Below are 12208 nucleotides of genomic sequence, written 5' to 3' on the forward strand. Positions count from 1 at the left end.
CGATCCAGACAAATTTCACCTGGCTGGTCTCAGTTGAGAATATCACCCCAGGCTTTATCCCAGCGGCCAGCCTTCATGTCTTTTGGGTCAATGAACACACCAAGGCTTGCGACATCGCCAAACATCCAGCCCACAAGTTCACTTGACGGAATCTCCAGAAGAAAGGCGGGATTGCGAGCGCGCGAATAGATAAAGCCGCTATGCAACGGGCCTCCCATCGTGGCGCATTGGTGTTCTTGGTCAAAACGCCAAAGCCTTTCATAGCGAGCCCGCGTTGAATCGGATATGCGCTCGGGGTGTGTGCGCATCGTTTCTTGAAGCTGTATTTCGAAGACATCTCGGCTGACAGAACGCGCCCAGAACTCGTCGATTACCGAGTGTGATGTCCATTTAGTCCCGTCATCGGTTCTTTGGGGGCGGCGAACTTCAATCTGGTCGAGTTCGGCAATCAAAGCGTCCGTCGCGTCCGTGTCCAGCAAACTGTCCGGTCCCGCCACAAGCTTGCTATAGACGCCCTCCAGCGCAGCGACGGCCGCGTCGCGCGTTGCACGTTCCTGCTGATCGTTCGCAAGGCTTATCCGCAATTTCGCCTGGTCCTCTGCGTTTTCGCTCTTTTGCAGATTGCGCTCTGTGCGTTCGATGTTTCCGGCCAGAATCTTCAATGCTTGATGCGGGCCCGACAGCAGACTGGCAACAAAGCCGCGCGCGCTGATGGTATCGAATGGGCGGTAAGTCAAAGATCGCGGATCATAGTCTTTCTGGATCGCAAAGCGCTGGTTGTCATCGGACCCGACCGAGCGTCTTGTCTCCATCGACCCTTCGTGATGCCGGATGGCCACCGGAAAGCGCGGAGGATGCTGGGCAACAGGGAAACCCACGGCTGCCAGCGCCTCGCGCGCTTTTTCGCCGCTTGTACCAAAATAGAAAGAATGGGGCACGTCCGGCCAATCTCGCGCCTCAACAGGGCCGGTCAGGTGAAAGACGCGGGTGTCATCATCTAAACGCCCTTCTGACGGCATAAAGAAAGCCAGCCAGCCATCGCGTGGGCCCAATCCGCCCCAGATGCACTCGGGCAGCTCATCCAACGCGATTTGCGCGACAAACAGCATCGGGAGGCCATTGACCTCAGGCCAGGCCATGTCTGCAGGCAGCATTGGGGCACCGCCAATCCAGCTGCGGTTTCGCTCTTTGGCCCCGGGCAGCAGCGGAACCAATTTAGCGGGTGCGGCATGGTGCGCCAAATCACCTGGCTCGTGCGCCAGAACGGCCAGATTTTGTTCTATAACCTCGGCGAGAAAGGCCTTGGCTTCTTTTGCTTCGGGAGTGTCCTCAGGCTTTGCTACTGGCCTGCGAGAGCTGCTCTGCATGCCCATCAGATCATACATCGGATGACCACGCTGCGGCCGGAAAACAAGCGCTAAAATCACGAGCGGTAGGCTTTGCTGGACCAGCGTCCAGTTCCGCGGAGTTCCTTGAACACCGATTATAATCATTGTGATGCCCGCAAGCCCTACGATTGGTGCAACATATTGGATGAGCTGATAAAGACGCTGCATTTTCCATGCCCGATTTCTGATACAATATGGAACCCTAATTTCAACCACAGGGTGAAATCCAGCGAGCAACTGACCTTCTAAGGATGCCTGTTGTACATATGTCAAATGAGACGGATTTTTGCCCGGTACTTCGCTACTCAGTACGCAACAATCTCATGTTACGGTCCGCGCAAGATGAGTTCGAGAGGCTTCCGGATTGGCTCATGCTGCGAACGGCAGCAATGTGGATTCAATTGCAGAATTGAAAGACGGTACGCTAGGTCCGCTTTGGGCCGTCTGCGTGATCAACTGGTGGTGGGGCAGGGGGCCGTGCTACAACGGCCCCGAGGTCCGGATTGAGCCATTAGTTACCGATGCAGCGCGCTGCACGAATGCCGGCAATGTATAGGAAAGCAGACTTTGCAAAGCTCAGCGCCCGGTCAACAGCGGTTATAGCTACAGGTTCAAATATGCCGCGCATCTTCATCAGACCAGACGTTTGCTTCATCCACCAAATCGAGCGGCGGGCGTACTCGTGATATGGGGGCACTTCAGCCAAACGGGTTGTTTCCCAGCAATACCCTTGGGGGTCTAAGCTGACCATGAATGGTTTTGCCATGAAAACTAAGTCAACTATTCGGCGCTGTACCAAATCGGTGACGTGTAAGCACGGTCTTGGACTTCTGCTGGGACAGCTTCAGGCAACGGGATGTCATAGAATGCTGCGTCAATAGTCGTCCAACGTGGCTTTGGAATTTCGATCACTCTCACGTAATAAAATGCGTTGTTGTTCGGATCAAAATCTGGGTCTTGCCAATACGCGGCGAGTTCCACGGAGCCGATAGAGTTGCTGTATGTCGCGTTTTCAATGTCTACCGTCGAGCCCACTGGTTCACGTGCGCGACCATCCTCTCCGATTTCTCTTCCATCGGAGACGGCCACGTCAAAGATCCGCTCGTGAGTTTCGCCACTCTCGTCAATCCAGCCTTTGATGACTTGGACGCGGTCTAAGTTAGCACCATCCGGATCGCGCAGCGCACGGATCAGAAAGCTGGGGGACACCCCATCAGGCGCATTCTTCAGGTCCCCGCCCATTGGCACGCCGTTCTGATACCCGTTTGAAACAAAGTCCGACGCGTACAGATCGTCTGCATCGAAACCCCAGCCGCCAAAGATCCGGACCCGCATTCTTGGCCCGGTTGTGGCGTAGGCTTCCTTGCGCTTGATAGCGCCGTGGACTTCTTCACGCGTGTTTTCACGGGCCCATACAGCCGTGAGGCCCGCAGCCGACTCTTGGGCCGTAATAATACGCAATGCCGGGTCTTCGGCCGGGATTACATCAAAGTTGTGGCGGTTTGCCGAAGGCTCTGTGTGTTGGTACTTGCCGAAGTAGTTGTCTTCCCGCGTGGTCGGGAGCGCGGTGTGCGTGTCCGTCGTACCGTAGAAGCCGAACTTGAACGGGTTTACGCCCGTCTCTCGCTGAACCTCAAGCCCGACCTTCAAAGCAGAGCGCCCATATTCGTAGCGCAGCATTTCAGGTGTCTTAGCAACGGTGCCAGAAATGTTCGCGACGTCCCAGGTTTCGAAATCCGCGAACTCATCATCGGGTGACAAGTAGGGGTGTGTCTCCTCGTCACCCTTGATCTGGGTTACTTCGTGCATAGGCTCCCAACGAATGCGTTTGGCAGCGTATTCCGCATCCATAGGTGAACCGTCAAACTTGGTAGGCGCGAACATTATCCCGTTGGAAATGTTACCGTTATGCGGAACGGAAACGGCGCTTCCGCCGGTCTCTTCTTCGTAGGCGGCCAGATAATCCCACAACGGTTCGGGGTCTTCGCTTTCAAAGAAGGTAAACGGACGGGTGCGACTGGTCTTATCGGCGCCATCCCCAAAGATCACGACACGGTGAAGGTTGTCGCCTCGCGGTGTCGATGTCCATTCGTACCCTGCCAGCGAGGTGAAAACACCGGGTTTGTAATAATCGTCGACTGTTTCTACGATCTGTTGCCAGAGGTCGCCGTCCAAACCCAAGCCAGCCGTGGGGTCCCTACCCTCGATTGATGCGATTTCGATAATGTCGGCAAACGCCTCCATCCGACCTTCCTGCCCGGAATTGAACCTTTCATGGGTCAAGCGGCCCCAGTCGTCGGCCAAAAGTCGAGGGTCTGACGCGCGAATGGCGGTGGCAAGCCCCAACATTTCTGCGTGTTCGGTGATGGCGAGGAAATCGAGGGGCCTAATGAGTTGAACAGGCTGCCCGGTGTTTGATGTTACTCTCTCGCCTCGCGCCACGCGAAATGCGTCATGGATGTTCAACGAGGTCCCAACAAGCCCTGCGTCGAACGAGATTTCAGTGTGGAAATGCAAATCGCCGAAGAGAACCTGATCGGGATAAGACCGGTCAACAAACGGAGAATAGGTTTGCGACGGCACCACAGTATCTGGTGGGACTTCGCCTTCGAAGCCAACTACCTGCGTCCCCAGTGAAAGCGCAAAGGCGGTTGTAGCATGCAACAAAATCGTGGGTTCGAAATGAGTTCTCATGACTGCTCCCCCAAACAGTGAAACTAAGGACGCAGAGTATGAAAAAATATGCAAAAAATCAAATATACAGGTAGGTGAGGTGCGCGATCTGGCGTCCGAACTTGACGGTTGGAGTGGTGAACTTGCACAGCAGTTGGCACGGCTGCGCGAGGTCAGAGCTAGGGATCAGTGACCGTCCCTATACTCACAAAATCAAGTCAAAGCGGTTGATCTTTCAAGAATTCGCGGGTTCGAAACTCATCGCGTCTGCTGGTGGGAAACGCATTTTTTTATGCGAATGGAATAGAGTGTTACAGTGCGTTCACAACACCTGCATTGTTCAGCAAGGGTGCTGCAAGAAAGTTGGGGGAACGTGAAGTGATTGAATTTTATAGATCCATTTGGAGAACAACGGGACAGCGTCAGGTGGTCAACATCTTGCTGTCGCTGGCCATTGCCGCTCTGGCGGCGTTTCCTCTGAACTACCAAAAGGAGATCGTGAACGGTCTGACCGAAAAGAACATAAGCCCCGCAGGCTTGCTGTGGCTCGGCGTTGCAATGGGTGGAGTGATCACCCTGAGCCTCGCGCTGAAATGGGTGCTGGGTTACCTGTCGAGCGTTCTGGGCGAAGACATGATCCGCAAACTGCGCAAGCGCATTTGCAATCTGTCTCGCGAAACCCCCGCAGGGGCCGAAAAAGTTGCCTATGGTGCCAAGGCCACAATGGTGTCGGCCGAAGCCGAACAAGTGGGAAAGTTCTCTGGTAGCGCTTTGTCTGAACCCATCGTACAGGCCGGAACCCTTGTTGTGATTGTTGGGTATATTGCAGCAAATCGACCCTCTCTGGGGCTGATTGCGATCGGTATGATTATCCCTCAGGTTTTTATTGTTCTTCTCGTTCAAACACGCGTGAATTCCTTTGTGTCAGACAGAGTTCACACATTGCGCAAAGCCACCAACTGGCTTGTTGATCCTGATCGCTCAGCCGTGGAAATCACACCTAAATTTGACGAGATTTACGACACGCGCGCTCGGATATTTGTCTGGAAGCTATCTTCGAAATTTGTACTCAGCGCCATTAACGGAGCCGGAACCGTGGGGGTTCTTGTAGTGGGCGGTTGGCAGGTTCTGGAAGGCAATACGGATGTCGGCACAGTCGTCGCCGCCACCGTAGGTTTAACACGTCTTCAGGGCCCGACGCGGCAGCTGATTGCATTTTATCGACAGGTCAGCGCAACAGCTGTGAAATTTGAACTGCTGCGCGACGCAGGTGTAGATATGGCTGACGTGCCCAACTGAACTTTGCGCGGTTGGATTGCCGTCCTGTTGTACTAAAGGTTTGACAGCAATGACCAATGAGGCCGGTTTTGTCTTTGTATTGATTGCCGTCGCAGGCGCGCTGATGGCAAGCAATCGGGTTCGCTACGACTTTGTCGCTTTGATAGTGGTCATTTCACTCCCCCTGAGTGGCACGCTGACAATTGGAGAAAGCCTCTCGGGCTTTGGAAACAGCGTGGTAATTCTTGTGGCGTGCCTTCTGGTGCTGGGGGAAATGTTGGACAGAACCGGTGTGGCGCGCACTGTCGGTGACGCAATCATGCGCTATGGTGGCAGTCGGGAAACCAATCTTCTGATACTGATTATGGTAAGCACCGCCCTTTTGGGAAGCGTCATGAGTTCGACGGCAGTTGTCGCAATTTTCATTCCGATCATTTTGCGAATTTCCCAGAAGACCGGAAACGACAAGGCGCGGCTTCTAATGCCGATGTCCTATGCCGCGTTGATCAGCGGCATGCTGACCCTTATCGCCACGCCCCCAAATCTGGTCGTCAGCGATGAACTGGTTGCGCAGGGGTATCAGCCTTTGGGCTTGTTTTCCTTTTTCCTGATCGGCGCGCTCGTTCTTTTGGTTGCGGTTGTTTTCATCCTGTTTTGGGGACGATATCGATTGCAGGCTGCCACGGATGCGCAAGAAGAGGATTTAGCGACAACTGGGACAACGCTTGCGGCGATGTGGCGATCTTTTGATCTCCATGTTCAGTCTGAAATTCTCGTGGTCGCCAAGAAAGTTTCTGCGGAAGACGTCACCGAGTTGATCGGAGACCAGTCCAATATTGTGATCCGGCTGCGGTCAGGTGCAAAAGGTAGGTTAACCCCGGCGATGTTCCGTGATGGAATGGAGTTGCTACGCGGAGATCGTATCCTGGTGCGCGGGCCGGAAGAATCACTAATAGCGCTCGCGCAGAGACCCGAGTTCTCTGAACGCATCGAACATTCAAACATGATCGACGCATGCATTGATGAGATTGGGTTTTCCGATGTTTTGGTTCACCCAGAGTCCCCGTTGATTGGCAAACCCGTGAGCAATGGACTTGGCGTGGAGGCGAATGACGTCGAGGTCGTCGCGTTAGTAAGAGCGGGCGAACCTGTCGAGGATGTAACGGGGACATCTTTGCAATCTGGGGATCGGCTGTTGATCGCCGGGTCATGGGAAGCATTGGATCGAGCTGTCAAGCGGCACGACACGCTCGTGCTGCTGTCCTTTCCAAAGGAGCGGCAATCCATACCGCCCGCTGCCTCGGGGTTCTGGGCCGCTATCATTATCATGGCTGGGATGATCGCAGCGACGCTTTTTGAAATCGTTTCTATAACGACCGCTGTTCTGATGGCCGCCATTGCTGCAGTTGTGTTTCGCACTCTTACTGCCGAAGACGCCTATCGCGCGGTCAAGCTTCCAAGCCTTGTACTGATTGCGGGGATGTTGCCATTGGCGGACGCTCTGCAAGTCACCGGAGGTTCCGATCTAATCGTCGAGCAATTACTGTACCTTGTCGGCGATGCCAGCCCGCGAGCGGTTATGTCAGCCATCTTCGTTTTGACTGCTTTGCTGGGGTTAGTTCTTTCCAACACGGCCTCCGCCGTGCTTGTGGCACCCATTGCAATCTCTGCGGCTGAGGCGCTTGGAATTTCCCCCTACCCGATGGCGCTTTGCGTTCTGATTGCAGCTTCGGCGTCCTTTTCCACACCCATTTCAACCCCCGTGGTCACATTGGTTGTTGCGCCAGGAGGTTACAGTTTTTCTGATTTTCTAAAACTTGGTGTTCCGCTGACCATTCTGACCGGAATAGCAGCCGTGATTATCGCGCCGATCCTTTTCCCGTATTGACCAATAACAAAGTTATTTGTCGTCGTCTTCTTCTTTGCGACTGCGGCCCGGAGTCCTCCACCACGACATGGCCCCCCAGACCACAAGGAATACGGTAACTATGGCGCCAACTACAAATTCCATACCAAGAAGGTAACGGCACGAAAGTCGGTAAACAATGCTGAGCCTCCCCATCCGAACTGGTCCACCGCTATGTTTAGGAAGCGGAGGATCAAGAATTGCAAACAAGATCAAGCCTGCGCAGATGAAGCCGGAAGAGATTGTCTCAAAGTTACGGCAGGTTGAGGTGCTGATGGGGCAAGGCATGCCCCGGCTGGACCCGAGCAACTCTTTCGGAAAGCTGTTTCGTGACAGCGCGTGCAACCGCCATGATCTTCTTCATTGTACTGGGGGCGGCGTTTTATAATGGCTTTCTGGCCCTGACCCAGCTGCCACAAGAAGGTGCCGCATGGGTCGCGGCTAGCGGCTTGAGCCCATGGCTGATCTTGATCGTAATTCTGGTCTTCTATCTTCTGCTGGGCTGCCTGATGGATAGTCTGTCCATGATCCTTCTGACGATCCCGATCTTCTGGCCGATTATGCAGGAACTGGATTTCGGACTTGTTTCTATGGTTGAACTGCAGTCGGCAAAACTCGAAGCATTCGTCGCAAGCGGAGCTGAAGTTTCAGCGGCCCTGGTGGAAGAAGCACGGTCCATCCTTGCCAGTGGTCAGGAACTGACCCGCGAAATGACGCGCGAGCTTGGTCTTCGCGACGTTAACCAGGGGGCGCTTGGCCGAGTAAATATCGAATACACAGCAATCTGGTTCGGTATCCTCGTTCTCATCGTTGTTGAGGTCGGTCTCATCACTCCACCAGTTGAGATGAACCTCTTCGTGATCAACGCGATGGATAGGAGGACGCCAATGGTCGAGACCCATAAGGCCGTGCTCTACTTCGTGGGTTCAGATCTGATCCGCGTAGTGATCTTGGTGGCATTCCCATTCATCACATTGGCTTTGCTACCGCTGTAAGCATAAAGGACCCAATATTGAACCCCGGGCTATTTGGTTGGCTCGGGGTTCTTCTTTTTTCCGGCTCATGTCGCGTCTTGCCTCTTTTTCGGATGCGCATCCAAGAATTGACATTGAACTGGACCCGACACTCGAGATTGTCAGCTTTGCTCGCGACGAGGCTGATCTGGGCGTGGGGTTCGGAACCGTCCCGTGGAAGGGTGTGGATGCCTGGCTGCTGCATGTCGAAAATTTTGCCCCCGTTGCACACTCTGAGCGAACCCTTCCGCTCAGCGAAGCCCTGATCCGCAAACAGCGGGAACTGGCTCTGTTCGGTGACCGGCGTGCCATGGACCTGCAGTGGCGTATCCTGGAAGAAGCCGGTAACTACAGCCTGCGTCCTGGTCGGATGAATTCTTTCTCCGGGGCAAGTTGCGTACAGGGAAAGAGCCGAATGTCCGGTTCCATGACCGTCAACTTAAGCTCTTCGCACGCGCAGCTAATGCCCGAAACCCGCTCCATGTGCCGATTTCCAATCCGCCAGGCCGCATGCGCCGCGGTGGTTTTGGGAAATGATCAAATCAGCCGACTAGGCCGAGAATCCACTATTAAATCCGCTAAATTCGCTGAAAATTGCGTTCTTGCCCGACAAAAGTTGGCTTTCTAACCGGACAAGTCGCGATTCATACCGGACCGCACATAGGGGAAATCATGGCTGGGGTGGTAGGATTTTTTGTCAACATATTGAAAATTAAAAAATAAAGGAAATGGGGTCAATAGATGGTGTTCAAAAATTGGTTTGAGTCCAATATTGTGCCTCACTTTTCTACTTTTGACTTTTTGGACGTTTGGGAGCTCGCCGGTTATACGACGTGCGCGGGATCGGGCGGGAAGCTGCCATTCGCGGCATATGCAAAAGTGACCGACAATCGCCCTTAAACCGGACACAAGATCACAAATGCAGAGGTCGCCAAAACACATCCACGCAATACTGCTGGCCGTTACCGAGCGTCTGCCAGCGCTTTGGCCTTTTCGTACTCGTCCAGCAAAGGCTGCATCATTTTTGGATCATATATCACCTTTTCCAGCCACCGTCTGAGCGGAAAGGTCTCGCCTTCGGCGATCATAGCCGCAAGGCTTTCGAGAATTTCCGTTTCTTGTTCGATTTTCCCGATCGCAGCATTTCCAGCGGCTTGGTAGACCATCATATGGGGACCGAACGGCCCTTCGAGATCCAGGTTTTCCTGCAGTGTGGCCAGACTCTCTGGATAGTTTCCAGCGTGGAATTGAGAAACGCCCAGAATGTTCCTGTAGGGTCGTCGAATACTGAGGGGATCAAGGCTTAGCGCTCGCTGCAACGGTGTTATGGCCTGATCTGGCTTGCCAGCGTACAGAAGGAACATGCCCAAATAACCGTGAGCCAAACTTGAGCTCGGCTCTTGCTCGACTGCGCGTTCACCGAAATCAATTGCGGGTTGCGGATTGCCCTTCAATATTTCGAGTATACCCAAGGTCAAGAGTGCGCGAACATTTGCCTGATCCTTTTCCAATGCGCTTTCAGCATATTGTCTGATCAGATCTCGCGTTTCATCCGTGTTTGCAGCAAGTCCAAACCAAGTTCTGTGTGCTTCCGCAAATGCCAGACCGGCATAACCGTGCGGCGCGTCCGGTTCTAACCGTACAACCCGTTGCAACAAGGTGTGTGCGGCGTCAAAACGCGATGGGTCGCTTGGCGGGTGTATGATGTCCAATGCCTGCTGGTAGAGGATCCTTGCATCCCGGCGGGTCCAACGCGCATCCTCCATCCTCGTAGTCAATTCAGGGAACAATTCGATAGAGAAGGTCGAACTGATCTCGCGCGAAATCTCGGTCTGGGTTTCGAACCGGTCTGTCGTTTTATAGTCGAACCGCTTGGCCCATATTTCACCCCGGCTGTCTACTTCAACGAGGCCGATGTTTAGCCGATAGCCATCCGTCATGGTCTGTAGGCTGCCCCTAAGAACATGGGTCGCACCCAGATTGCGCCCTTCGTCAATAAGATCAATGGCTCCGTCTGACAGTTCGGCTGTCGATGCGTACGAGATCACCCGCAAGCCCTCCACCCGCGCCAGATCGGTTGTAATATCCTCGGCGATGCCTCGGGCGGCCACGGATGTAACAGCGCTGTTTCCCAATGGATTGAACGGCATCACGGCAACGACAGGTAAATCCCCCCAAAGGTTATTGTCCGTGGTCGCCTGATCGGTAGACAGGCTTTCAGTTTCGAAACTTTGGAACAGCATGAAAGCTGTCACGGCCATCAACAGCGTCAACAAAAACAACACGACCCAGTTCGGAGCCCGCCAGCCGCTTCTGCCGCGTCGGCCTGTCCGATCTGGCTTATCGGAAGGCGCCGAAGTGACATCCCGAAATTCGAACGACGGCACATAAGACCCTTTGGGAATGGTAATTGCCAAGGGATCGTTGCTTCCATCTGTCAGGTAGTAGTGTTCCATCTCGCGCCGCAAGCGTCGCGCTTCAAGGCGTACAACCGGGTCTGAGGTCGCGTCGAAATCCTCTGAACGGCCTAAAACGGAAACACCAATCGAATAGCCCTTCAGCCGATCGGCGCGCCCGGCCAATGTTTCGTCGACGATGTACTTGAGGAACGCGCGTCGGCGATCATTCGCACCAAACTGAGAACTCTCAAACATACGGTCAAGCTGTTCGTCTATGGCCGCCTGTTCCAGAGGCGGTACTGACTTCCGCTCGGATAACTGACTTTCCATCGCAGTATCTGTCGGCTGTGTTCGTTCCATCCAAACTAACCTAACGATACCCGGGTTTCTCGGGATGCGTCCAGTATTACATTCAAACAAAAGAATTTTTAAGGTTCAAAACACGTTCAGAACATGTTCGTTACCCCAGTCCGCAGACCCCGGATGTTAATCTGGTGTCTCCATGGAGTGCCTGGGCAGACAGACCGTGGAAACAGATTCTCACTGACGGCCAATGGCCTTTGACGGGAGGGGAGCAAGTGGAAAACTTTCTTGCTGCCGGATGTTCCGAATTGGTGAAGCAATCGCCCAACGATGAATTCACTATCGTGTCTTTGTCACGGAGCGATCCAAAGTTTCAGGCGATTTGCCGTGACTTGGGCGAGGCAGTGACCGCCTTCCACAGCTTTCAAGCTAAGGGAGAAAACGGGCGGGTCCGAGCGGCCGAGTACAATCAGATCTGCGAAGACCTGAGGCTCGAACTGATGGAATACGTAAGCTTGGCCAAGGTCAGACCCAAGGCACAAGGTCACCACTGAAGCGGCACGACGGTCGCCCGAACAGGCAGCTTGCCCTGCACCGTGAGCTGAATTCCAACAAGCAAGGAGACGGGAATGATTAAACGAACCTGCCAGACGCTATTTTTCGTATTTCCCATGGTTCTTGGCCTCGTGTCCATCGCCCAAGCGCAAGACGATGATGGCCAGGAGTGCAAGGCATTGTTCGTGCACAATGCCGGTTCAGTGTCGATGACCGCTGACACGATAACGATGACAGATGTCAGCCCGATCGTCACATTCTTCTGTGACAGACCGGTGCGGTATGCGGGTGTGCAAAGCATAGAGGGCTTTCTGGACATGGTGTCTGAAGGCGACGACAGCTTTGCCGAGGACCCGCCCAACGCCTTACTGACCATAGTTGCGGACGGTAAACCGCCTGTCGATGTGGTCGTGGAGTTGTCGCAACGGCCACTGAACGATCAGGGAACGATGACCTATTCCGGCGTCAAGGTCATCAAGGGTGACATACCACAATCCACAGGCCCAGGGACGCTGTTCATTGACCATTTCGGCCGACCAATGTCGCCGGGATCGGTGGCAGGCGTGCATCGCCGGCACGACCGCCGCGAGGTTCGTCACTGCGCGGCCGACAACCCCGATAACCCGAACGATCTTTGCAACTGCGGGCCCGGCCTCGTCTGCAACTGAGACAAGAGAAATGATGGAGGAGAAT

Annotated in this window: 8 protein-coding genes and 1 pseudogene; 6 read left to right on the forward strand and 3 right to left on the reverse strand. The window is 54.2% G+C overall.

The genetic code is table 11. The features are described 5' to 3' along the window. Window positions 1-29 precede the first annotated feature (29 nt). Both ACR0ER_RS11625 and ACR0ER_RS11630 read right to left on the reverse strand, forming a co-directional pair. Window positions 30-1385, reverse strand: a complete 1356-nt coding sequence (locus ACR0ER_RS11625; protein ID WP_480769054.1) for a DUF1963 domain-containing protein — start codon at window positions 1383-1385, stop codon at window positions 30-32. 783 nt (window positions 1386-2168) lie between these two features. After that, window positions 2169-4082 (reverse strand): DUF3604 domain-containing protein, encoded by a 1914-nt coding sequence (locus tag ACR0ER_RS11630; protein ID WP_480769055.1) that lies wholly within the window; start codon window positions 4080-4082, stop codon window positions 2169-2171. Between the two features lie 405 nt (window positions 4083-4487). Between ACR0ER_RS11630 and ACR0ER_RS11635 the strand changes: the two genes are divergently transcribed. From ACR0ER_RS11635 to ACR0ER_RS11650, 4 genes and pseudogenes are all read left to right on the forward strand, one after another. Next, on the forward strand, window positions 4488-5360 hold the full coding sequence (locus tag ACR0ER_RS11635) for an ABC transporter ATP-binding protein (RefSeq protein WP_480769056.1): 873 nt from the start codon (window positions 4488-4490) through the stop codon (window positions 5358-5360). 49 nt (window positions 5361-5409) lie between these two features. Then, window positions 5410-7227: an SLC13 family permease gene (locus tag ACR0ER_RS11640; protein WP_480769057.1), complete on the forward strand. Its 1818-nt coding sequence runs from the start codon at window positions 5410-5412 to the stop codon at window positions 7225-7227. Window positions 7228-7538: 311 nt separating this feature from the next. Then, window positions 7539-8240: pseudogene (locus tag ACR0ER_RS11645) on the forward strand (TRAP transporter large permease subunit); the annotation flags it as partial. 67 nt (window positions 8241-8307) lie between these two features. Continuing rightward, the gene (locus ACR0ER_RS11650; protein WP_480769058.1) at window positions 8308-8886 is read left to right on the forward strand and encodes a type 2 periplasmic-binding domain-containing protein; all 579 of its coding nucleotides are present in this window, start codon (window positions 8308-8310) and stop codon (window positions 8884-8886) included. A 334-nt stretch (window positions 8887-9220) separates the two neighbouring features. Here the strand turns inward: ACR0ER_RS11650 and ACR0ER_RS11655 are convergent, their stop codons facing one another. Beyond that, window positions 9221-11017 carry a tetratricopeptide repeat protein gene (locus tag ACR0ER_RS11655; protein ID WP_480769059.1) on the reverse strand — a complete coding sequence of 599 codons (1797 nt, stop codon included), beginning with the start codon at window positions 11015-11017 and terminating at the stop codon, window positions 9221-9223. A gap of 218 nt (window positions 11018-11235) precedes the next feature. Between ACR0ER_RS11655 and ACR0ER_RS11660 the strand changes: the two genes are divergently transcribed. Beyond that, window positions 11236-11514: a hypothetical protein gene (locus ACR0ER_RS11660; RefSeq protein ID WP_480769060.1), complete on the forward strand. Its 279-nt coding sequence runs from the start codon at window positions 11236-11238 to the stop codon at window positions 11512-11514. A 75-nt stretch (window positions 11515-11589) separates the two neighbouring features. Next, a complete protein-coding gene (locus ACR0ER_RS11665) occupies window positions 11590-12183 on the forward strand; it encodes a hypothetical protein (protein ID WP_480769061.1) in 594 nt (197 codons plus the stop codon). The last annotated feature ends 25 nt before the right edge of the window (window positions 12184-12208 follow it).

This window comes from Ruegeria sp. CH8 (assembly GCF_056536985.1).